Here is a 21,667-nt window from a genome sequence, read left to right on the forward strand (position 1 = left end):
GCATTAGCAGCGCGGCCGCACGTTTAGAACTTCACGTTGAAGCCCGCGTACATACGTCGACCGATGTTGTCATAGATACCCGAACCGCCACCGATGCCGGTGGAGCCAAGCGGCGGGTGCTCATCGGTGAGGTTGTCGATACCCAGGAAGAACTGTTGCTTCGGACGAATCGAAACGCCGATGCGCAGATCGTGATAGGTAATCGCGCGGTACCAAGGGATGTCGGCATAATCGAGATTGGTCGCCGGACGGCCCTGGAAGGATTCGAGTGCCTCGATCGACGTCGCCGCCATCTTGCTCAGGTACCGCATCTGGTAGCCAAAGAAGAATTTCCCGAACTTGCCGTCGACGTTGAGGTTGAAGGCATCGCGCGGATCGCCGACTTCACCGCGATAATTGTCCGCAAAGCCCGGCTGGGTCGGGTCGAGGAACGCCTCATTGGTCAGCTGATGCGTGTAGACGACGCGCGCACTCAAGCTGTTTTCCGGCGAAAACTTGTACAGGTACGAAATCTCGGCGTTGATGCCGCGCACCTTCAGCTGTGCGTAGTTCAGCGGCCGCTCGAGCAAGCTGCCCTCGATGATGCGGAACGGCGTTCCGGTCACTGAGCCCGCGGCATCGTCACGCTTGAAGATGCTGCAGAACTGATTGTTGGTCGTCGGAGAGTCGTAGCAGGCGTTTGCGACCTGCTGCGGCGTCGGCGACGTGATCACGTTGTTGACGGCGATGTTGTAGTAATCGACCGTCAGCGACAGACCGGGGATCATCGCCGGCTGGACCACGACACCATAAGTGTAGGAGTCCGACTTTTCCGCCTGCAGGTTCGGGTTGCCCGACGCCGATGTCTCCAGCGACTGAGCGTAGTTGTAGTTGAACCCGCTGCCCACCGCCGCGGCGCAATTGGCCGGACGATATTGCGTGCCATTGGCCAGGTTCGCCTGGGAGCAGGGGTCGCTGAAGCCCGGCGCGAAGTTCTGGCCCGGGGATGCGTACAGCTCGCTCAGGTTCGGCGCGCGTACCGAACGCGAATAGGCCGCACGGAACATAATACCCTTCACCGGGCTGTACGTGCTGTCGACATTGTACGCCCAAACCGTGCCGGCACCGCCCTTGTAGTCGGACACCCGTGCAGCTGCATTCACGGTGAGCTGCTTGACGAGGAAGATGTCCTTGAGCAGCGGCAGGCTGATTTCGCCGAACGCTTCCTTCACCTGGAACGACGGCGGATTGAATTCGGCCAGTGCGTTGTAGAAGGTGTAGCCCGCTTCGACGAGCGGATCGGCCTTGAAGAACGCCGTCTCACGGCGATATTCGCCACCGACCGCCACGCCAACCGGACCGCCCGGCAGGTTAAAGAAGGTACCGGTATCGCCCGAGACGAAGCCGGTGAGGTCCAGCTGGGTGATCTTGCCGCGCGAGACGGTATTCTGCAGAACGTAGTTCTTCGCGTCCTGCGAGATGTTGCCGACGCCGAAGGGATTCAACGGCTTACAGGCGGCAATGTCCCTCTGGAGGATGGCGTCGTTGCCGACCAAGTCCTCGGCACGGTCGGGATCGATCTGCGACGCGCAGACGATCTGGCCGCTGCCATTGCGAGCCGAATCCAGGGCCAGCGCAAGGCGCTGGGTGTTCACGTTGCCCAGCACCTTGGTGTGCTCGGTGAACTGGCCATAGTTGCCCGCGACTTCGTAGCGGAAGTTCGAGCCCAGCTCGCCGCGAACGCCGCCTACGATACGGAAGGTTTCGCGCCGCGCCTCTTCCGAACGCATGCCGAGGTCGGTCAGGTTCTTGCGCATGATGAACCGGGTGCCGTTCCCGATATTCGCGGCCGGCACGCCGCTCGCGATCAGCGCGTTGGTGATCGTCGTGCGCGCCTGCGACGACAGATACGGGTTGTCCAGGCGCGGACGCTCATACAGCGCGTCGATCGTGCTGCCCGTGAAGAACGCAGGGCCGGAGCCGCCTGCGCTGAACGATTCGGTGCGCACATATTTGGCTTCGACGAACGGAACGAACGCGCTCGAAATGTCGAAGTGGCCGATTACGTTGATGGCGTAGCGGTCGAGACGAGGGAGGAGCTGTACCAGCTTGTCTTCGCGGCGGGTATTGCCATTGCCGCCGATGAACGAGCCGCCCGGCGCGACACCGGTGACGCCCGAGGCCGAAGTGGATGCCGTCGTGGCGTTCTGCACGCCGACACGCGATCCCGTCTGCTGGATCAGGTCGCCATTCGGCGCAAAGATGTAGTTACAGGTGAACGGACGGCCGTTCGGGAAGGCCGCGCTAGTCTGGCTGTCGCGGCCGCACGGTGCAGTACCGAGGGAGGTCGAGGGCGAGAAGGAGATCAGGCCGCCGCTGTAGATGCTGGCGCTGCGCACATCGCGGAAGAAGACGTTGTCGGGAACGCCATCGGAGCCGTTGGGGAGACCCGCCGGATCGTTATCGACGGTCACCAGCGTATCGTTGCGCGCATAATAGCTGCGGTCGGACGCAAACAGATCGTTCTGGTGCGCATATTCGAGATCGACGGCGAGGTTGCCGCGGCCACCGGCGAAGTTCTTGCCGGCGACCAGGCTCGCCGAATAGCTGCCGGCGTCCTTCTTGTCGGTGATCGCGCCCTGGCCACGCATCTGCAGGCCTTCGAAGTCCTGCTTCAGCTTGAAGTTCACAACGCCCGCGATCGCGTCCGAGCCGTAAATGGCCGAGCTGCCGCCGGTGAGGATCTCAACGTCCTCGATCAGGTCGGTCGGGAAGGTGTTGAGGTCCGGGGAAACCGCGTTGTTCAGAATGTCGGAGCCCACGTGGCGGCGGCCATTGACCAGCACCAGCGTCCGCTGCGTCCCGAGACCGTAGAGGTCGACCAAGCTGAGACCGCCGGTGCCGAGGAAGCGCGACGAGTTCTGCTGACTGAAGGTGCTGCGGACCTGCGGCAGATCGTTGATAACGTCGCCGATCGAGATGCGCGCGGTCTGCTGCAGCTGCTCCGCAGTGACCACGGTAACCGGGGTGGCGCCTTCGAGATTGGGTCGCGCAATGCGCGAACCGGTGACGATGATGTCCTGCGCTGCAGGCTCTTCTTGCTTCGCACCGTTACCCGCCGTGTCCTGCGCATATGCCGGCAAGCCGGCAAACGCGCCGGCACTCGCCAGGACCAGCGCTGATAGCGCCGTTCCGGTCCGGAGACCCTTTTGCATCTTCTTCATGAATTTCCCTCGCTTTATCTCGGCTGATTTCCCCTCGCCGAGACTGTCTCCCCTTCCACCGACCGCACCCCATGCACGGCTGGTGGAGATGCTAACAAGGAAGCAAGGATTGCAACGCTCGTAAAGCGCACATTCATGTCGCGGAAGCTTCGGGTCAGAAACGTCTCCAATTTGCAACACCTGAGCAATCACGTGTCACCCGCACGCCGCCGCTCGCAACATTCCTTCACCCAATGTATCAGGCTGCCTAAAAATCGCGCACTTACGTCGCTGAAGCGACAATCTTCTGCATTTAATAGTGTTTATGAGAAGTGCTTGGGAACCTGCTGAAGCATCAATTCTGCCCTTCCACTTCTGGCGCCGAGTCATCGTCCCTCGCGTAGCCTAATTGCTGTATCCAGGGGCGCAGCGTCGGAAGGACGGGCTCTAGATGTCGACGATACCGCTGCCATCTTCCCACTGCCCGCCGGTATAACGGCTCGGTCACTTGCGCGTAGCTCGCCGTGGAAATAACTCCCCGCTTCCGAGCGGTATCGCGATGCGCCAGAACGGATGCGTCCCAAGGCAACTCCAGCGCCTGGAACAGCGGGCGCAGCGTTTCCTCCGGCGCCTCGACCATCGTTTCGTATGCGATCGAGTACACCGGTCCCGGCAGCAGCGATGCAGCCTTCGACCAATACCCAAAGGCGCTCGCGTAAAAAGCTGCGGCTGTTTCCAGTGTCAGGAAATTAGCCATAGCGTTATTCAAACGAAAATTGGTGATAAAGCAGCTCAACACCACATCGCACGGATGGCGCAGTGCGAGGATCACCGGTGCGTCAGGGAAGAGACGACGGATCAACGGCAATCGCAGCATATGGAGCGGAGACTTGTCCACCAGCAACGCGCCCGGCCGGCATGTCGCCAGCTGATCGACATTCTCATAATAGCGGTCGCGGAGCCGGTCTGCATCCGCGTCGGTCATCGTCGCTAGGCCAGCCAGCCCCCCAGCCGCTTCTTCGGCGAGGCGAAGCGGCGGTTGTTCCTCAAGAACCTGCACGTCCGGGTGCCCCATCAACATAGTGTCGAGCAGCGTCGTGCCCGAGCGCGGGAACCCAACGAGAAACGCCACGCGCCGCGTCTTAACGCGGGGGAGCGGATCCCATGTGTTGACCCAGGAAGTAGTCAGCAATTGGTCATCCGCGGCCAGCGCCGCGCGTGTTGCCGCCGCGCGCAGCAGGGGCTCCGAGGGGTCCGCCGCGAGCAAGTCATTCATACGCTGGAAGCTTTCAAACGCCTTGTCGAACGCACCCAGTCCTTCATAAAACTGACCTGCAAATTGCGCGGTGCGAATGGGTTCGACAGACGCAGGCACTCGCGAGAGCGCTTCCAACCCTTCCGCAAAACGCTTTTCGCGACGACATGAAAGTGCCTTCAAAAAGGCCTCCGCGCCGGGATCGGTTTGGTTCGCGCGAGCACTTTCGAGAAGCGCCGGCAGCTCGTCTTCGCGATTGCGATGCTCGAGCAGCAACCCCTTCATAATCAGCGCCTCAGCATGATCCGGCCGCAAGCGAAGAATGTCGGCAATCGCAGCCTCGGCGCCATCGGCATCCCAAAGCTCAAAGCGCTCACTAGCGAGGGCGAGGTGCAACTCAAGGTTCTCGGGGTCGAGCCCCACGGCCTGTTCCAGCGCGGCGATCGCGTCAGTCGTGCGGCCTTGCTGCCTCGCCAGTGCCGCCAGCTCCGCCCACGGCTTGGCATCGTGAGGGAAGTCACGTGCGCATCGCAACAACACGGCGGCAGCATCGTCCGCGCGGCCAGCCTGGACCAGCGCAGCGGCTAGATTGAGGCGGATCGGCGCGGCAGTTGAGAGTTCGGCTGCGCGGGTGAGTGCCTGGACTGCGCTCGCGGCGTCGCCCCGATCGGCACGTGCATTGCCCAGATTATTCCAACTCTCCGCGTCGTCGGGGAAGGCGGCAACAACGGCCTCGTAGCATGCTTCTGCCTCGGCATAGTCTTCGCGCCGCTGGGCAAGATATCCGCGCACGCGCCATAGGCGTCCGGAAGAATCGGCGCGGGGATCGAGCTCCTTAGCCAGCGCATGTGCCTCGTCGAAGGCGCCCGCATCCGCAAGCGCGCGTAACAGATTCACGGCAACGCCGACGTCCGCTGGCGCGTCGCGGCGTGCCGTACGCAGGAAGCGGATACCTGCTTGCAAGTCGCCCGTCTGACAGCACAAAGCGCCGAGCAAGCCCGCCACGACCGCGGGAGCACCCGCAGCGTGATACAATCGTTCTGCCCGATCGCGCGCGACCTGAACATCGCCGCGCGACGCAAGCGACAGGATGGAACGTAATTCGGTGGCCTGGTCGGCGGTTAGCGGGGCAGCATGCGACGTCATGGGCAAATCCTAGGCCCGAAATCCATATCGGGCAAAAAAAGAGGGCGGCGCTCCAACGGCGCGCCGCCCCTTTCAAGAGTAGAAGCGAAGGTGCTTTAGAAGTTGATGGTCGCACCCGCGAAAACGTACCGACCGAGCGAGTCGTAGACGGCCGGATAGGTGTTGCCGTTGCACGGACCGGTCGGGCACGCCGAACCGCTGCCGTCGCCGGCGCCCGAGCTGACGAGCGGCGGCTCGCGATCGAGCAGGTTGTTCACGCCCAGACGCAGCGTGTAGCGCTTGGTCGGGGCGAAGGTGAGCGCCAGATCGAAATAGCTCTGGGCGCCCAGGCGCGAACCGAAATTGTAGTAGGTGCCAGCCAGCGTCTTGTCATTGCTCGACAGGTCGACCTTGACCGGATCGATGTAGCGCCACTGCAGCGAGGCACCGATACCCGTCTGCGACGTGTAGCTCAGGCGAGCCTTGTGGCGCCACTTCGGGTTCGGTGCCGAGGGGGTACCGCTCAGGTTGCTGCAGGTCACACCATAATAGCCCGCGCAATCATAGGGTTCCGTGAGGCCGTTGTTGATCCGGAAGCTGTCCAGATAGGTACCGATCATCGTGAAGCTGAAGTCGCCCACGCCGGTGACCTTGCGGTTGTAGCCGAAGTTGACGTCAATGCCCTTCGTCTGCACGCGACCAACGTTGCGCGAGATGTCCTGCACATAGCCGTCATTAGTCAGCCACAGCGAGCCGCTCACCGGGTTACGCTTGATCAACGCACAAGCCGTCGGGTTCAGCGAATTGGTGCAGCTTGCGAGGATCGCATCGGCACCAAAGCCCTGAATGGCGTCCCGCACCTTGATGTCGAAATAGTCGACGCTCAGGTTGAGGCCAGGGATGAAGTCGGGCTGGAACACCACGCCGAACGACTTGGTAGTGGCAATTTCCGGAAGCAGCTGATCGTTGCCGCCGATCAGGCCGTTGTACTGGCCCGACGGATTGCCGGCCACGCGCTGACCAACGGAGAGGCCCTGCGCCAGACAGCCCTTATCCGCAGCGGTGAGGACCTTGTTTGCGCAGGGATCCGTCGATCCATCGAGCGCGACATGCTGTACCGAGAACAGTTCCTGCAGGTTGGGCGCACGAACGGCACGGTTGTAGCTGCCGCGGAAACGGACCGAGCGGATCGGCGCGAATTCAAGACCCAGCTTGTAAGTATCGGTGTTGAACGAACGACCGTTGCTGATCTCATAGTGCGAGTAGCGATAGCCGCCAACGAACGACAGATCGTATACGAAGCCCTTATTGACCAGCGGGATTTGGGTTTCGCCGAAGAACTCGGTGACGTGATAGTTGCCGGAAATCGGCAGCGTTGCGCCGCCCTGGCCGGTCAGGTCGCCCCTGGAGAACGCTTCGTCGACTTTCAGATCCAGCGCCTCGCGGCGATACTCGACACCAAGATTGACGACGGCGCCCTTCTCCGCCCACGGCGTCTGGATGCCGTAGTTGCTGAGATCGCCGGTGATCGAAGCGCTCGCCACCTGCTCGGACACGACGCCGTGCTGGAAGCCGGTCGCCGACAGATAGTTGACGGCCGCCGGCGTCACCGTGGTGAGGCCGCCGAAGATGTCGTAGGGGACGCAGTTCGGATCGGCACCTGTGGTGACCGAGCGGCAGGTCGGCGTGCCATTCACGTTCACGACGTCCAGCGCGTTGTTCAGCTTCCGGACCGAGAACTCGTTGGTGTAGATCTGCGAGTAGGTCGTGCGGCCATACTGATAATAGGCGTCGTAGTTCCAGGTCTCGCCCAAGGCACCCTTGGCGCCGATCACGCCGCGATACTGGGTGTGACCGAAGTCAGCCGATCGTGGGCCGCCCTCGACGTTACGACGCAGCAGCTGGAAAAAGGCTTTGTTGTAGGGCTGGCCGGTCGTCGGATCGATATAGGTGAGCGCAGCGGGGCCGGGGTTGGAGACCGCCGTCAGCGGGTAGTTGCCGAGGAAGCCGTTGACCAGGTTCTCGTTCGCGCAGACGATCTGCTTCTGCTGGGCCGACATCAGCGGGTTGTCGCAGTTGATCGTCAGCGTGTTGCCGAAGTCGCCCGAGGGCGCGATCTGGGCGACCGAGCGGTCGTCCATGAAGTTGAACTCGAGATAGGGATGCAGCGCATCGCTGACCTCGTAGTTCACGAAGGCGCCGCCAGTGTAACGCTCGTCCGGACGCTGGAAATAATTGGTCGGCGCGAAATTGTAGCGCGTACGGCCAGGCTGCAGCGTACGGCCGCTGCCGATCTGGTAGAAGGTCGAAGTGCCGCCGTTGTACAACACGATGTTGCCGGGCGCCGAGGTCGACGAACCGCCGCACTGCAGCGCGGTGGCGCTCGCATTCTGGATGGTGCAGGCGCTGTAGTCGCGGTTCGACTGCACGACGGCATCGACCTTGCGATAGCCGAAATAGGCAACGGCATGGCCGCGATTGTCGTCGAACTTGGCGCCGACCGACAGCGTGGCGTTGACCGTGCCGCCGTCGGTGACGCTGCCGGTGGGATAGCCGAAGCCGGAGAAGCCGGCCTTGGTGCGCGCGTCGAGCAGCGGCGGCGTAATGTCGTTGCTGTTGTTGTGCTGATACAGGCTGTATTGGCCGTCGAGACGGATACCGGTGAAATCAGTGTCCATCACGAAGTTGACGACGCCGGCCACGGCGTCCGCGCCGTAGGTCGACGATGCGCCGCCGGTCAGCACTTCAACGCGCTTCACCAGCGCGTCGGGAATCGAGTTGAGGTCAGCGGCCGAGGTCGTCGGATCGCCCGGCATCAGGCGGCGACCGTTGATCAACACCAGCGTGCGCTGCGGGCCCAGGCCGCGAAGATCGACCGTGGCAGCACCGCTCGCGCCGTTCGAGACCGTGCTCGACTGGCCGGCGAACACCTGCGGCAGCGAGTTCAGCATGTCCTCAACGCGGGTCGTGCCCTGCAACTTGAGATCTGCGCTGTTGACGACGGTGACCGGGCTCACCGACTCCAGGTTCGGCTGCGGAATGCGCGAACCAGTGACGACGATATCCTGCGAACCGATGGCTGCAGTATCGGCGCCTGCCGGAACCGACGTATCCTGCGCCATGGCCGGCGTCGCGAACAGCGCGCCAGCAAGAACGACTGCGGAAAGGGCAGAGCCTCCCCGCAGCTTCATTTGCGTATTTTTCATGCAACTACCTCTTTCTCCGGGCCCGTGGCGTAGCGCTGCGGATCCCGGCATGTCTCCCTAGCCCTCCCGTTCGGATTAATCCGGCCGGTAGCGCTTGATGCAGAACGAAGCAGCTAAGCTTGGAGGTTGTAAAGCGCAGCTAGGACCGAGGCGGCCGGTTTCGTGGAACTGTCGCTCAAAAGCCACAGTATTGCATAGGAAATGTCGAAAAACTCGTTACAAATTGTTACGAAGTTTCCAACCTCGGTGCAAGCCTGCCCAGAAATCAGGCAGCAACGCCCACGACCAGCAGCGGATCGATCCGCGCACCGCGCCACATCAGTCCCCAGTGCAGGTGCGGGCCGGTCGCGCGTCCGGTTGCGCCCACTGCGCCAATCAGCTGCCCCTGCCGCACACGTTCGCCCTGCCGGACATCGATACGCGACAAGTGCAGGAAGGCGCTCGACAGGCCCATCCCGTGGTCGAGCATCAGCAGATTGCCTTCCAGCGTGAACGGCGCATCGGCGGCCAGGATCACCACGCCGTCCGCGGGCGCGTGGACGGGCGTACCGGTCGGCAGCGCGAGATCGATGCCCGAATGATAGGCGCCGGGTTCCCCCGCATAGATACGCTGCGATCCGAACAGCGTCGAAATACGCCCACGCGCGGGCCAGGCGAAATGCTGGCGCCAGCCCTCGGCAGCCGTCTGCTTCGCCCGCGCGGCAGCGATCTGGGCGAGCTCGGAAGGGCGACGAGCCTCGAACTCGGCGCTCGGCACGGGATATTTGGGGAGACGGTCCAGCCGCGAGATGTTCCAGGCGCGCGGCGCGATCGAAAGCTGGTCTCGCACCAACCGCCCTCCGTCCGCCACCGCTTCCACCAGCGCGGTGGGCGGCGCATCGCGATCAAAGGCGATGAGGAAACGGCCATCGGCGGCAAAGGCGATCGGCTGACCGTTGAAGCGCAACGCGCCAATGTCCGCAGGCACCGTACCGAGCGCAACGCCGCCCTGATCGAAACTGCCGCTCAGGCCGAACGGATCGCCCCCCGCCGAAGCGCGGCCCGGCACGAGCGTCGTCGCCAGCAGCCCTGCGGCGAAGCGCCGCCGGCCGATCATTCGGCGAGCAGGGCCTTGGTTGCCGCCTCGGGCGTCGCATAGGCTTCCTGGCGCGCCACGCTCCAGTAGCGGAGCATGTCGACCGGGATCCGCTCGCCGGTGACGGCGCACAGCACATGGTCGCCGGGCGCGAGGACGCGGAAGCCGTTGGCCATATAGTGCAGCTTGGCGACGCGGGCGGTGTTGGACATCAGCATGGGCGGCGCCATTCCTGCAGTTCGGTGGTGGTTCGGGTGCGCCCTAGAGCAGCGTCGGCTGCTCGGGCTTGGGCGGAACATAGGCCTTGGCCTGCCCGCGCTCAACCCGGGCATCCACCGGTCCGTCGGCGAAATGCAGCGTCACGGCTTGGGCTGCGCGGGCATCCTCGGCCGAGGCGACTACCCTGCCGGTGCCGCGCCCCTCCACCCAGGCATAGCCCTTTTTGAGCGGCAGGCCGGGATCGAGCAGTTCGAGATGCCGTCCCATCGCCGCCAGCCGCTCGGCGGCGGTGGCGAAGCGGCGTTCGAGGCTGGCGAGCTTCAGCGCCTCGGCGGAACGGACGAAACGCTGGCGCAGCGCGGTGAGTTCTCGGTCGGCCGCGCGATCGAGCGCGACACCGCCCAGCCGCTGCCGGGCGGTCGCCAGCCGCTGTTCGAGCGCGGCGGGCCGCAGCGCGGCGCCCGCCCGATCCAACTGGCCGCGTGCCACCGTCACCCGGCGCTCGAGTCCCAGCCCCAGCCGGGCCGCGACGTCGTCGAGCCGCTGCCGTTGGGGCCCGAGGAGCGCGTCGCGCCGCGGCAGCACGCGGACCAGCCCCGCCAGTTGCTCACCGGCGCGTTCATGGTAGCGGCGCACGCAGCGTTCGGTACGGTGCGCCAGCGTGGCGATGCCGTGGCGTACGTCGGCAAGCACGGGCACCGCGATCTCGGCCGCCGCGGTCGGGGTCGGCGCGCGCAGATCGGCGGCGAAGTCGCACAATGTGGTATCGGTCTCGTGGCCAACCGCCGAGATGATCGGGATGGAGCACTCGGCCACCGCCCGCACCACGACCTCCTCGTTGAACGACCAGAGATCCTCGACCGAGCCGCCGCCCCGCGCGACGATCACCAGGTCCGGGCGCGGCACCGGGCCGCCGGGCTGGATCGCGTCGAACCCGCGCACCGCGCGCGCTACTTCCTGCGCCGCGCCGTCGCCCTGCACCTTGACCGGCCAGACGAGGACATGGCTGGGGAAACGATCCTCGAGCCGGTGGAGAATGTCGCGGATCACGGCACCGGTGGGCGAGGTCACCACGCCGATCACCTTGGGCATGTAGGGCAGCGGCTTCTTGGCGCGCGCGTCGAACAGCCCCTCGCCCGCCAGCCTGGCCTTGAGCTTCTCCAGCAGCGCCATCAGCGCCCCCTCGCCGGCCAGCTCCATCCGCTCGATGACGATCTGGTACTTGGACCGGCCGGGATAGATGGTGAGCTTGCCGGTCGCGATCACTTCCAGCCCGTCCTGCGGCTGGAACGGCAGCGCGGACGCCGCGCCGCGCCAGATCACCCCGTCGATCACCGCGTCCACGTCCTTGAGCGCGAGATAGGCATGGCCCGAAGCCGCGCGCTTCCAGCCCGAAATCTCGCCGCGCAGGCGGACATGGCCGAACTCGCCCTCCACCATTCGCTTCAACCGGCCGGAGAGTTCGCTCACGCTCATCGGTGCCGCGTTGTCCCCGGGCACCGCCTCGGCTACGAGCCGCGCCGATGAAGTCTCGAAAAGGGGGTCGGCCATGAACGTCCTGCTACTGGGGTCGGGGGGTCGCGAACATGCGCTCGCCTGGAAACTCGCGCAATCGCCGCTGCTGACGCAGCTTTTCGCCGCGCCGGGCAATCCGGGCATAGCGGCGCATGCGACCTGCGTCGACCTTGCTGCGACCGACCCGGCGGCGGTGCTCGCCTTTGCGCAGGCGCAGGCAATCGGCCTGGTCGTGGTCGGCCCCGAGGCGCCGCTGGTCGCGGGCGTCGGCGACGTGCTGCGCGAAGCCGGCATCCCGGTCTTCGGGCCGAATCGCCTGCCAGCGCAGCTGGAAGGATCGAAGGGCTTCACCAAGGATCTGTGCGCCCGCGCGAACATCCCCACTGCCGGCTATGTACGCGTGCATCGGCTGGACGAGGCGTTGGCGGCCCTCGAGCCGTTCGGCCTGCCCGTGGTCGTGAAGGCCGACGGCCTCGCTGCCGGCAAGGGCGTGACCGTGGCGATGACCCGCGACGAGGCGATCGGCGCCCTCACCGCGATCTTTGCCGATACGGGCGCCAGCGCGGTGATCGAGGAATTCCTCGACGGTGAGGAAGCCAGCCTGTTCGTGATCACGGACGGCACCAGCGCGGTGCTGTTCGGATCGGCGCAGGACCATAAGCGCGTCGGCGAAGGCGATGTCGGCCCCAACACCGGCGGCATGGGCGCCTATAGCCCTGCCCCGGTGCTCACGGCCGCGCTGGAACGCGAAGCGATGGAACGGATCGTGGAACCGACCATTGCCGCGCTGGCGGCCGAGGGCACTCCCTATTCCGGCGTGCTCTATGCCGGGCTGATGCTGACCCGGGCCGGCCCGAAGCTGATCGAGTATAATGCCCGGTTCGGTGACCCCGAATGCCAGGTGCTGATGCTGCGGCTGGAGGACGACCTGCTGGACCTGTTGCTGGCGACGGCGCGTGGCGAACTTGCCGGCCGGCCCGCCCCGCGCTTCCGCCCCGACACGGCACTGACCGTAGTGATGGCGGCGCGCGGCTATCCCGGTACCCCGGAAACGGGCGGGACGATCGAAGGCATCGACGCGGCGGAAGCGGGCGGCGCGCAGGTGTTCCATGCAGGCACCAGGCGCCAGGGCGACACGTTGGTAGCGAGCGGCGGCCGCGTGCTCAACGTGACGGCGATCGGCCCGGACATCGCCAGCGCCCAGGCGGCGGCGTATCGCGGCGTGGACGCGATCGCCTTCCCCACCGGCTTTTGCCGCCGCGACATCGGCTGGCGCGAACTGGCCCGCACCCGCGGCTGAAGCATGGCGTCGGCGCGCGGTCTTCCCGCGCCGACGCCAGACCGCTACTGCTTCGCATCGTCCTCGTTGATGTAATCGACGAAGCTGCCGACCAGGGAGTCCCAAAGCTCCAGGTTCTTGCGGAACAGCTCGACGGTCATCGGCTGATCCTCGAAGTTCAGGTCATACTCGATCGCCGCTTCGCCCTTGTCGTCGGCATAGACGCGCGCGAAGCGGTGCTTGCGCGTCCACGCATTGGCGCGCTCCGCCGACAGCTTGTTGGTCCAGCCGGCGTAGAACTGGATATCGCCGCAGTTCCGGCCCTTTTCGCAGCTCATGAAGAAGATGGTGTATTTATAGCCCTGGGCACCGCTGCGGATCATGGGATCGCCGTCGCTGTCCTTGGTCAGCTCTGCCTTGTAGCCCGCATCCTGCAGCGCCTTGGCGACCGATTGCGGATCGGTCGAGCGCACCTGGGCCTGCGCCGGCACCGTCGCCAGCAGCCCGAGCGCCATCAGCACCAACGTCTTCATGTAGTTCCCCTTCGTGCCGTTACCGTCGCACGCCTCGTATCGCGGCGCTGGTGCGGCTGCCAAGCCTAGCGGCGCCCCAATCGGCTCCGCTGCGCCTGCTTGCGCACCGCGCCCGGCATCCAGCGCGCTGCGAACCAGAGCTTGCGCGCCGTCTTGCCGACACGCGTGTGCAGATCCCGGCCATGGACCGCCGCCCACGCCGCCTCGGCGACATCGCCCACCGGCGAGATTTCCAGCCCAGCCCGGCGCACATTCTCGCGAATCAGCTGGTTGGAGCCGCCGGTCGGCTGGTCGAGGAGCGGCGTGTCGATGAAGGAAGGCATCAGCGTCCGCACCTTCACCCCGGCCGCCGCCCATTCGCCGTCCAGCGCCTCGGCGAGGCCTCGTACCGCAAACTTGGTCGCCGAATAGATCGCCGCCCCCGCGGTGCCGTAGATCCCCGCAGCCGAGCTGGTGATCAGCATCACCGATCCCGGTGTCGCCGAGAGCAGCGCAAAACCGGCATGCGCGCCATGCACCACGCCCATGAAGTTGATGGCGTTGCAGCGCTCCAGCGCTGCCGGCGTGGTTGTCGCGAACGGTCCGCTGGTGCCGATCCCGGCATTGTTGAACAACACGTCCATGCGACCGCCGCTCGCTTCGGCAAAGGCTGCCAGCGCCGCCACCCACTGGTCGCGATCACGCACGTCGAGCAGGTGAGTCGTCGCCATGCCCGCAGGCAGCAGCGCGTGGGTTTCGGCCAGGCCGGCCGCGTTGACGTCCGCCAGTCCCACGCGCCACCCGCGCTGTGCGAACAACAGCGCCACCGCACGCCCGATGCCCGACGCGCCGCCGGTAACGAAGATCGCCTGCTGGGTCATCCCGCCTCTCCCCTGTTCACTGGCGCCTATGATGGCGCCTTGATCCCATCTTTCCGCACATTGCTGCAGAGCGCCAGCGCGATGTTGCGGGATCAGGCAGCGGCGAGCACGTCGTCCACCCAGGCAGGGACCAGCGTGCCGGCCGGCCCCATGCGGCTTTCCTCGAACCAGTGGCTGCCGCCCGAGGGATCCAGGTTCATCTCCAGCGTCGCCGCCCCGTGGTGCCGCGCCGTCTGCACGAAGCCCGCAGCGGGATACACCGCGCCCGACGTGCCGATCGAAACGAACAGATCGGCATCGGCCAGCGCGGCCTCGATCCGCTCCATCTCGTATGGCATCTCGCCGAAAAAGACGATGTCCGGCCGAAGCGCCAGCATGCCGCAATTCGGGCATTCGGTCTCCGGCGGCAGTGCGTCGGTCCACGGTTCGCGGATGCCACAGGCGGCGCATAGGGCCGAACGTAGCGCGCCATGCATGTGGAGCAAGCGGCGAGCCCCGGCACGCTCGTGCAGATCGTCGACATTCTGGGTCACGATCAGCAGATCGCCCGGCCATGCGGCATCCAGCCGCGCCAGCGCATGATGCGCAGCATTGGGCGCCACCGTGTCCAGCGCCGCGCGGCGCAGATCGTAGAAGCGATGGACGAGCAAAGGATCTCGCGCCAGCGCCTCCGGCGTGCAAACATCCTCCACGCGGTGTCCCTCCCACAGCCCGCCGGGCCCGCGGAAGGTGGCGATACCGCTCTCCGCGGAGACGCCGGCACCGGTGAGAATCACGAGATTGCGTAGCCTGGCCATGGCGCGACCCTAAGCCTGCCACAGCGCTGCCGCAAAGCTTGGTTTCTCTCCAGATCTCAAGGATCGGAGACAAGACCATGGCCCTGCTCGCCTCCGTGCTCGTCTCCATCCTGCTCCAGCAACAGGTCCGCGGGCCGCTCGGCGACGACGACGGCAAGGGCATCGCCGCCCGCTCCCTCACGCAGCAGCATTGCCCCACGCCGACCAGCGCCGACGAGATCGTCGTGTGCAAGCGCGACGAACCGGACCGGTACCGGATCGGCCCTACGCTGGCGCCGAAGCAAAAGGAGCGCCGCGCGCTGGATCCCAGCTTTCGCTTGCCCGGCGGCGGGGAGGTGCGCGCCGAAGCGCAGCAGCACAGCGCCGGCATCGCCTCCGTTCCCGCTGCCTTCGTCACGCTGCGGATCCCGATCGGCGGCAAGAAGAAAAAGCCGGACGACCCGCAAAAATAGCATCTGTCCCTTGGCGGCGGGATCGTGCAACAGCGCGCAGCATGACGAGCATCGGCATCTATGGCAGCATGGGGCGGATGGGCCAGGCGATCGCCGCCGCCCTTCCCGATTTCGGCGCCCGCCTGGCAGGCGGCGCGGACGTGGGTGACGATCCCGCCGAGCTTGCCCGCAAGGCCGATGTGCTGGTCGATTTCTCGGCGCCCGCGGCGCTGGAGGCGAACCTCGCCGCTGCGCGTGCCGCCCGCACCCCGATCGTGATCGGCACCACCGGACTCGCGGAGCGCCACCATCGCATGATCGACGCGGCAGCAGCAGAGGTCGCCGTGCTGCAGACCGGCAACACCTCGCTCGGTGTCGGCCTGCTCGCGCAGCTGATCCATGAAGCGGCATCGCGGCTGGGGCAGGACTGGGACATCGAGATTGTCGAAATGCACCACCGCAACAAGGCTGATGCGCCCTCCGGCACCGCGCTGATGCTCGGCGCCGCTGCTGCCGAGGCAATGGGCACCACGCTCGCCGAGGCGGGTGTGAGCGACCGTGCGGGGCTGACGGGCCCGCGTGCCGGCGGCACGATCGGCATGGCGAGCCTGCGCGGCGGGTCGGTGATCGGCGATCATACGGTGGTCTTCGCCAGCGACGGCGAACGGATCGAGCTCACGCACCGCGCCGACGATCGCGCCATCTTCGCGAAGGGCGCGATCCGCGCCGCCCTGTGGCTGCCGGGCCGCGATCCGGGCCGGTACACCATGCGCGAGGTGCTCGGCGTGTGAAGAAGGCGCAGGTCGTCGAATTCTTCGCAAGGCTGGCGGCGGACAATCCGCATCCGGAGACCGAACTCGAATCGGTCAACACCTACACCCTGCTCGTCGCGGTGGCGCTCTCCGCCCAGGCGACCGACGCCGGCGTTAACAAGGCGACGCGGGCGTTGTTCGCCGAGGTGGACACGCCGGAAAAGATGGTGGCGCTGGGCGAGGCCGGACTGAAGGCGCACATCAAGACGATCGGCCTGTTCAACACCAAGGCCAAGAACGTCATCGCCCTTTCCGAAGCCCTGATCCGCGACCATGGCGGCGAGGTTCCCGCCGATCGCGACGCGCTGGAGCAGCTTCCCGGTGTGGGCCGCAAGACCGCGAACGTCGTGATGAACGTCGCGTTCGGGCAGGAGACCTTCGCGGTCGACACGCACCTTTTCCGCGTCTGCAATCGCACCGGCCTCGCGCCCGGCAAGACGCCGCTGGCGGTGGAACGGAAGCTCGAAAAGCGAGTGCCGCAGCCGTTCCGCCTGCACGCGCACCACTGGCTGATCCTGCACGGCCGCTACATCTGCAAGGCGCGCACGCCCGAATGCTGGCGCTGCCCGGTGGCGGATCTGTGTGCGTACAAACCGAAGCCCCCCGCGCCCAAGGCGAAGAAAGCGGCAGACCCCGCCTGAGCTTTTGACCGCGATCCGCCGAAACGGGCTGGCGTTCCGCCCAAGGCTTTGCTAGTCGCCCCCTTCCAGGCACCCGTAGCTCAGCTGGATAGAGCGCTGCCCTCCGAAGGCAGAGGCCACAGGTTCGAATCCTGTCGGGTGCGCCAATTTTCAATGGCTTAGCTGGGCTCCGCGATGGACGTACGGAAACGTACGGAAAACATCATCGAACGAATTCGTTCCTCATGAAACCATAAATGCCCCCTTCACGGGCAAGTAAGCTCCTGATTCGCCTTCGCTGTGGGACGTTAGCGTACGTACACAGAGCGGATCGCTGGCCCCGCGCGTTGGGCTGCGTCGATCAGCATCCTGTTGTGAGCCAGTCGACTTCGGCGGGATTGTCGGCGCGCAGTTCAAGGCACTCGACCAGCAATTCGCCGAGGTCGAGCAGATTCAGGCCGGTCAAGTGGCGTTCTCCGCGCGGCTTGGACCTCCCGGGTGACCATATATAACCGGCTCTCCGTCGATGCGGTCCGAGCGCCCCACCCGGAGACGGGCGACGACGCGGCCAATCGCTGCTTGACCGCATACCACCGCATAGCAGCCTGTCTGCTCATGGGCCCTTTTAGGATGGGCGGTTTCTGGTGCCCGAGCCAGAAAAGCTGCAGTCAAGTCGGTGACCGCGGTACCGCTTAGATCGTCAAAGCTGGGCAATCCCCGCTGGCCTTCATTGGCCCATCTCCAGCCGTGCTTCGGTCTCGATCATGTCGCGGTTGGTGAACCGGTCTTCGCCGCGTCCATCCTTGCCGAGCTTCACCAGTTCAGGCGAAGCGAGTTGCGCTTTTGCCATTGTCTCGTATCATTTAGACAATGAACGGGTCCGGGCGCGGTGTGACGATCGACTTGATGGCGGTGGAACAGCTCGCCACCGATCAATCGTCGCTCAAGGCTGCGGCGGGGCTGGCGAAGGCCGGAAGATGGTCGGGCATTGGGGCCAGCCGGGACGGAGCGTTGGTCTGGGGCGAGTGTGCTGGATCCGGAGCCAATCCCTATCGGGTCGCCGCCGACCTGCGCGACATGGGGAGCAAATGCACCTGCCCTTCGCGCAAATTCCCATGCAAGCATGCCCTGGCCCTGCTGTGGGTGCACGCGGAGGCGATCCTGCCCTTCCCCGCCGGGGAGACGCCCGAGTGGGTGATCGAATGGCTCGGGCGCAGGCGATCGACCGGTAGCGCGCCGAAGCCGATTGCCGCGGTCAGCGGCGTACCCAAGACCTCGGCCAATGCCCTGAACGCGGCCAGGAGCGTCGAACCGCAACCCGCTCCCGATCCCAAGGCAGCCGCGCGGCGCGACGCGGCCAACGCGAAACGCGCCGAAGAGACCGAGCGCGTGATCCTCGGCGCGCTGGAAGCGCTGGAGCAATGGGTCGGCGATCAGCTCCGGCTGGGGCTCGGCGGGTTCCTCGAGGATGCGACCGCGCGGTGCCGCCGCATCGGGGCGCGGCTGGTCGACGGCAAGGCGGCGGCGCTGGCGGGTCATGTCGACGAATTGCCCGCCCGCCTGCTGGCACTGCCCCCAAGGGAACGAGTGCGCGGCGCAACGGTGGAGTTGGCGCGGCTGGTGATGCTGGCCCGCGCCTTTCGCGCCGACCCGCGCGATCCCGAGTTGCTTCGCGCAGTCGCTTCAGCCGAAAAGCGTGAGGCGCTGCTCGACGATCCGGCGGCGCTGCGGGTAACGACTGCCTGGGAGGTGTTGGCCGAACAGGTACAGACGCGCCGCGATGGGCTGATCTCTCAGACCACCTGGCTGCTCAACCTGAAGGGCGGCCCGCGCTTTGCGATGCTGCTCGATTACTTTCCCGCTAGCGCGGGGCGGCGCGGATCGGTCTTCGTGCCGGGCGAGCAGTTCATCGGCGAAATCCTCTTCTACCCTGCCCGCACGCCGTTGCGTGCCGTGCTGATCAAGCGCGAGACGGGCGTGATCAACGGACCGCCGCTCGACTGGCCGCAGCCGGACGCGCCGCTGGAGGAGACATTGACTGCTCCGCTCCTCGCAGAACCATGGGCCGCCGAGCGGCCGGTCTTGCTGCCGCCGGGCCGTATCGGCTTCGACCGGGCGGGCGCCCCCTGGTGGCAACCGCATGAGGGCAATACGGCGTTGCCGCTGGCGGAGGAAGCCGGGGGGCTTCTCTCCGGTACCGACCTGACATGCTGCGCCGCGCTCTGGTCGGGGCACCGTCTGGAGATACTGGCGGCGCAGAGCCCATGGGGGCGAATCGGCCATGGCTGACGCGATCCTGGATGCCCTCGGACCGGTGCTCACCCGCTGGACCATGGGCGGCAGCGCGGTGCGTCACGCCCCGCCCGTCTGGCGCGAGGCGTTGGAGAGCGACCCCAAAGAGGCCGAGTTGCGATTGCTCGCGCTTTCCGGCCAGTATCTGGGCACGTTGACGGTCAGCCCGCCTGCGGGCGATCTGCAACCTCGGGGTGATATCCCGGTGCTGGCCTGTCCGCCGCTGCCCGAGATATTCCGCCCCGGCGCGCGCCGCTTGCTCCATGCACTCCGTGAGCCGGGGGCTCGGCGCGATCTGCTCAACTTCCTCGACCGGCGCGGCTGGACGCTGCATCCCGGCGACTGGATGCCGCGCCCCGGTGACGACGTGCCCCCGGTCTATGCGCCTTGGCAGGACTGGGCGGCGACTGCCGCTTCGGCCGGGGCGGAGGAATTGACCGCCGACACATGGGGCGAATTCGGCCCCGCCGCACGGCTGGCCGCGCTCATGGACTTGCGGGGGCATGATGCCGCCGCGGCCACCGCACTGCTGCTCCTGAAGATCGCGGGCGAACCCGCCGACCATCGCGTCCGCCTGCTTCAGACGCTGGTGCTGGGCCTGTCCGAGAATGATCGGCCGCTGCTCGAACTATTGGCTTCCGGCGACCGGGCGCCGCGCGTCCGGGCGCTGGCCACGGCGTTCATCGAAGGGCTGAACGGCAGGACATCCCATCAGGACGAAGAGGATGCGGCGAAGCTGGCGGCGTTCTTCGCGGTCCAGACAAGGGGGCTGCTGCGGCGGACCCGCGTGATCGAACCGCTGCCGCCCAAGAACATCGTCTATCGCAACCGCCGCACCGACCTGTTCGACACGGTATCGTTCGACGGTTTCGCCCGGACGCTCGGGCTGGAGGGCACCGAACTGGTCGCGATCTGGCCATGGGGCGGCGATGCGCTGCTCGACCAGGGCTTCGCGCAGATGGTGGCACGCTCCGCTGCCGATCCGGTCGTCGCCGCGACGGCCGACGCGCTGACCCTGGCGAAGACGATCGACAGTGACGCGCTGGAGATGCTCCTGCCGCGCCTGACCGCAGGGCAACGCCACGTCGCCGCCGAACGGCTGGTCCGCGCGAACGGCGCGACGTTCGATATGGTGCGCGCCATCGCGGGCGGCGACGGCTGCATCGACGATGCGATCCATATGCCTGCAGGGATGGCGCTGCTGGGCGCGCTGGAGGCGGGAGGCGATCAGGCCGACGAATTGCTGGCGCTCGGCCTGATCGCCTCCCGCAAGGCGGCGGGGCAAGCCCTGGACCAACTGGTGGTGGTGGGGCTGATCGCCTCCGATCCGCGCCTTGACATGCTGCGGCTGAACGCCGCGCTCGAGAACAGGAGACCGACCGAATGAGCGAGACGCTGCGCCTGCCCGCCGAGAAGGTTTATGCTGGCGAGCTTGCCGCCCTCGCAGTGGAGGATGCCGACCGGCGTCCGCCCGGCTGGGCAGTGTCACCGAAGCGCGTCGTCACCTATCTGATGGGCGGCACGGCCCCAGACGGCACCACGATCATGCCGAAATATATCGGCGACCGGCGGCTGATCGAGACGGCGGTGGCGACGCTGGCGACCGATCGCGCGCTGCTGCTTCTCGGCGTGCCGGGAACCGCCAAGTCCTGGGTGTCCGAACATCTGTCGGCCGCCATCACCGGCGATTCGACGATGGTGATCCAGTGCACCGCCGGGACCGACGAGAACCAAGTCCGCTATGGCTGGAACTATGCGCAACTGCTCGCCCATGGTCCCAGCCGGGAGGCACTGGTCCCGACTCCGTTGATGCGCGCGATGGAGACGGGCAAGCTGTGCCGCATGGAGGAGCTGACCCGGATGGGATCGGATGTGCAGGACACGCTTATCACCGTTCTGTCCGAGAAAATGATGCCGATCCCCGAACTGAACGGTGCGGTCTATGCCCATCGCGGCTTCAATATCATCGCCACCGCCAACAACCGCGACAAGGGCGTCAACGAACTGAGTTCGGCACTCAAGCGGCGTTTCAACGTCGTCGTCCTGCCGCTGCCCGACAGCGCGGATGCAGAGGTGGCGATCATCGTCAAGCGCGTGGCTGAGATGGCACACAGCCTGGACCTGCCTGCACCGAAGAACGTCGCCGAGGAAGTCGCGCGCGTCGTCGCGATCTTCCGCGAACTGCGATCGGGCTCGACCGAGGATGGCAAGGTCGCGCTGAAATCCCCTTCGGGCGGACTTTCCACCGCCGAGGCGATTGGCGTGATGGTCGGCGGCATCAGCCAGGCTACCTTCTTCAACGACGGTCGCCTTACCCCCGACATGCTGGCCGCCAACATGATGGGCGCGGTGGTGAAGGACCCGGTGCAGGACAAGGCTGTGCTGGGCGAGTATCTGGAAACCGTGTTGAAGAAGCGCCGCGGGTTCGAGGGCTACTACGCCTCGCTGAGCGAACTGATCTGACGC

At 65.9% G+C, this 21,667-nt stretch carries 17 protein-coding genes and 1 tRNA gene; 8 read left to right on the forward strand and 10 right to left on the reverse strand.

Annotation, left to right across the window (positions count from 1 at the left end):
* Nucleotides 1-23: 23 nt before the first annotated feature.
* From A7X12_RS04270 to xseA, 6 genes are all read right to left on the reverse strand, one after another.
* Nucleotides 24-3,203, reverse strand: coding sequence for a TonB-dependent receptor domain-containing protein (locus tag A7X12_RS04270; protein WP_064310405.1), 3,180 nt, complete (start codon nucleotides 3,201-3,203; stop codon nucleotides 24-26).
* 334 nt (nucleotides 3,204-3,537) lie between these two features.
* Nucleotides 3,538-5,583: a tetratricopeptide repeat-containing sulfotransferase family protein gene (locus A7X12_RS04275; protein WP_084445073.1), complete on the reverse strand. Its 2,046-nt coding sequence runs from the start codon at nucleotides 5,581-5,583 to the stop codon at nucleotides 3,538-3,540.
* 95 nt (nucleotides 5,584-5,678) lie between these two features.
* Nucleotides 5,679-8,768 (reverse strand): TonB-dependent receptor plug domain-containing protein, encoded by a 3,090-nt coding sequence (locus A7X12_RS04280; protein WP_064310406.1) that lies wholly within the window; start codon nucleotides 8,766-8,768, stop codon nucleotides 5,679-5,681.
* A 265-nt stretch (nucleotides 8,769-9,033) separates the two neighbouring features.
* Entirely contained in the window at nucleotides 9,034-9,864 is an 831-nt protein-coding gene (locus A7X12_RS04285) for a M23 family metallopeptidase (protein ID WP_064310407.1), read from the reverse strand.
* Nucleotides 9,861-10,061 carry a DUF2093 domain-containing protein gene (locus A7X12_RS04290; protein ID WP_064310669.1) on the reverse strand — a complete coding sequence of 67 codons (201 nt, stop codon included), beginning with the start codon at nucleotides 10,059-10,061 and terminating at the stop codon, nucleotides 9,861-9,863. Before A7X12_RS04290 ends, A7X12_RS04285 begins: the two co-directional genes overlap by 4 nt.
* 43 nt (nucleotides 10,062-10,104) lie before the next feature.
* Nucleotides 10,105-11,613, reverse strand: coding sequence for an exodeoxyribonuclease VII large subunit (gene xseA / locus A7X12_RS04295; RefSeq protein ID WP_064310408.1), 1,509 nt, complete (start codon nucleotides 11,611-11,613; stop codon nucleotides 10,105-10,107).
* On the opposite strand from xseA, the gene purD reads away from it, so the two are divergent.
* Nucleotides 11,612-12,877, forward strand: a complete 1,266-nt coding sequence (purD, locus tag A7X12_RS04300; RefSeq protein WP_064310409.1) for a phosphoribosylamine--glycine ligase — start codon at nucleotides 11,612-11,614, stop codon at nucleotides 12,875-12,877. The genes xseA and purD overlap by 2 nt on opposite strands.
* 44 nt (nucleotides 12,878-12,921) lie before the next feature.
* Here purD and A7X12_RS04305 read toward each other — a convergent pair whose 3' ends face one another.
* From A7X12_RS04305 to A7X12_RS04315, 3 genes are all read right to left on the reverse strand, one after another.
* Complete coding sequence (locus tag A7X12_RS04305) at nucleotides 12,922-13,389, reverse strand: YbjN domain-containing protein (protein WP_157105496.1); 468 nt, start codon at nucleotides 13,387-13,389, stop codon at nucleotides 12,922-12,924.
* 65 nt (nucleotides 13,390-13,454) lie between these two features.
* Nucleotides 13,455-14,249, reverse strand: a complete 795-nt coding sequence (locus tag A7X12_RS04310) for an SDR family oxidoreductase (protein ID WP_064310411.1) — start codon at nucleotides 14,247-14,249, stop codon at nucleotides 13,455-13,457.
* Between the two features lie 92 nt (nucleotides 14,250-14,341).
* Nucleotides 14,342-15,046 (reverse strand): NAD-dependent deacylase, encoded by a 705-nt coding sequence (locus A7X12_RS04315; RefSeq protein ID WP_064310412.1) that lies wholly within the window; start codon nucleotides 15,044-15,046, stop codon nucleotides 14,342-14,344.
* Between the two features lie 77 nt (nucleotides 15,047-15,123).
* Here A7X12_RS04315 and A7X12_RS04320 point away from each other — a divergent pair, with 77 nt between their 5' ends.
* From A7X12_RS04320 to A7X12_RS04335, 4 genes are all read left to right on the forward strand, one after another.
* On the forward strand, nucleotides 15,124-15,498 hold the full coding sequence (locus tag A7X12_RS04320) for a hypothetical protein (RefSeq protein WP_064310413.1): 375 nt from the start codon (nucleotides 15,124-15,126) through the stop codon (nucleotides 15,496-15,498).
* A 41-nt stretch (nucleotides 15,499-15,539) separates the two neighbouring features.
* On the forward strand, nucleotides 15,540-16,268 hold the full coding sequence (gene dapB, locus A7X12_RS04325) for a 4-hydroxy-tetrahydrodipicolinate reductase (protein ID WP_064310414.1): 729 nt from the start codon (nucleotides 15,540-15,542) through the stop codon (nucleotides 16,266-16,268).
* Nucleotides 16,265-16,930 carry an endonuclease III gene (nth, locus tag A7X12_RS04330; protein WP_064310415.1) on the forward strand — a complete coding sequence of 222 codons (666 nt, stop codon included), beginning with the start codon at nucleotides 16,265-16,267 and terminating at the stop codon, nucleotides 16,928-16,930. The genes dapB and nth overlap by 4 nt, the downstream gene beginning before the upstream one ends.
* A 69-nt stretch (nucleotides 16,931-16,999) precedes the next feature.
* Nucleotides 17,000-17,076 (forward strand) — tRNA-Arg (locus A7X12_RS04335).
* A 560-nt stretch (nucleotides 17,077-17,636) separates the two neighbouring features.
* On the opposite strand, the gene A7X12_RS26560 is transcribed toward A7X12_RS04335, so the two are convergent.
* The gene (locus A7X12_RS26560; RefSeq protein WP_269747801.1) at nucleotides 17,637-17,759 is read right to left on the reverse strand and encodes a hypothetical protein; all 123 of its coding nucleotides are present in this window, start codon (nucleotides 17,757-17,759) and stop codon (nucleotides 17,637-17,639) included.
* Nucleotides 17,760-17,779: 20 nt separating this feature from the next.
* Between A7X12_RS26560 and A7X12_RS04340 the strand changes: the two genes are divergently transcribed.
* The 3 genes from A7X12_RS04340 to A7X12_RS04350 are packed head-to-tail and all read left to right on the forward strand — an operon-like array spanning nucleotide 17,780 to nucleotide 21,664.
* The gene (locus A7X12_RS04340; protein WP_232318358.1) at nucleotides 17,780-19,198 is read left to right on the forward strand and encodes an SWIM zinc finger family protein; all 1,419 of its coding nucleotides are present in this window, start codon (nucleotides 17,780-17,782) and stop codon (nucleotides 19,196-19,198) included.
* A complete protein-coding gene (locus tag A7X12_RS04345; protein WP_064310416.1) occupies nucleotides 19,191-20,588 on the forward strand; it encodes a DUF5691 domain-containing protein in 1,398 nt (465 codons plus the stop codon). The genes A7X12_RS04340 and A7X12_RS04345 overlap by 8 nt, the downstream gene beginning before the upstream one ends.
* A complete protein-coding gene (locus A7X12_RS04350; protein WP_064310417.1) occupies nucleotides 20,585-21,664 on the forward strand; it encodes an ATP-binding protein in 1,080 nt (359 codons plus the stop codon). Before A7X12_RS04345 ends, A7X12_RS04350 begins: the two co-directional genes overlap by 4 nt.
* Nucleotides 21,665-21,667: the final 3 nt, after the last annotated feature.

Origin of the sequence: Sphingomonas sp. TDK1 (assembly GCF_001650735.1) — a bacterium.
Taxonomy (GTDB): domain Bacteria; phylum Pseudomonadota; class Alphaproteobacteria; order Sphingomonadales; family Sphingomonadaceae; genus Sphingomonas.

Excerpts from the sequence above, each read along its gene's own strand:
- A7X12_RS04270 (WP_064310405.1), bottom strand. The coding sequence starts at position 3,203 with ATGAAGAAGATGCAAAAGGGTCTCCGGACCGGAACGGCGCTATCAGCG.
- A7X12_RS04275 (WP_084445073.1), bottom strand. The coding sequence starts at position 5,583 with ATGACGTCGCATGCTGCCCCGCTAACCGCCGACCAGGCCACCGAATTA.
- A7X12_RS04280 (WP_064310406.1), bottom strand. The coding sequence starts at position 8,768 with ATGAAAAATACGCAAATGAAGCTGCGGGGAGGCTCTGCCCTTTCCGCA.
- A7X12_RS04285 (WP_064310407.1), bottom strand. The coding sequence starts at position 9,864 with ATGATCGGCCGGCGGCGCTTCGCCGCAGGGCTGCTGGCGACGACGCTC.
- A7X12_RS04290 (WP_064310669.1), bottom strand. The coding sequence starts at position 10,061 with ATGCTGATGTCCAACACCGCCCGCGTCGCCAAGCTGCACTATATGGCC.
- purD (WP_064310409.1), top strand. The coding sequence starts at position 11,612 with ATGAACGTCCTGCTACTGGGGTCGGGGGGTCGCGAACATGCGCTCGCC.
- xseA (WP_064310408.1), bottom strand. The coding sequence starts at position 11,613 with ATGGCCGACCCCCTTTTCGAGACTTCATCGGCGCGGCTCGTAGCCGAG.
- A7X12_RS04305 (WP_157105496.1), bottom strand. The coding sequence starts at position 13,389 with ATGAAGACGTTGGTGCTGATGGCGCTCGGGCTGCTGGCGACGGTGCCG.
- A7X12_RS04310 (WP_064310411.1), bottom strand. The coding sequence starts at position 14,249 with ATGACCCAGCAGGCGATCTTCGTTACCGGCGGCGCGTCGGGCATCGGG.
- A7X12_RS04315 (WP_064310412.1), bottom strand. The coding sequence starts at position 15,046 with ATGGCCAGGCTACGCAATCTCGTGATTCTCACCGGTGCCGGCGTCTCC.
- A7X12_RS04320 (WP_064310413.1), top strand. The coding sequence starts at position 15,124 with ATGGCCCTGCTCGCCTCCGTGCTCGTCTCCATCCTGCTCCAGCAACAG.
- dapB (WP_064310414.1), top strand. The coding sequence starts at position 15,540 with ATGACGAGCATCGGCATCTATGGCAGCATGGGGCGGATGGGCCAGGCG.
- A7X12_RS26560 (WP_269747801.1), bottom strand. The coding sequence starts at position 17,759 with ATGGCAAAAGCGCAACTCGCTTCGCCTGAACTGGTGAAGCTCGGCAAG.
- A7X12_RS04340 (WP_232318358.1), top strand. The coding sequence starts at position 17,780 with ATGAACGGGTCCGGGCGCGGTGTGACGATCGACTTGATGGCGGTGGAA.
- A7X12_RS04345 (WP_064310416.1), top strand. The coding sequence starts at position 19,191 with ATGGCTGACGCGATCCTGGATGCCCTCGGACCGGTGCTCACCCGCTGG.
- A7X12_RS04350 (WP_064310417.1), top strand. The coding sequence starts at position 20,585 with ATGAGCGAGACGCTGCGCCTGCCCGCCGAGAAGGTTTATGCTGGCGAG.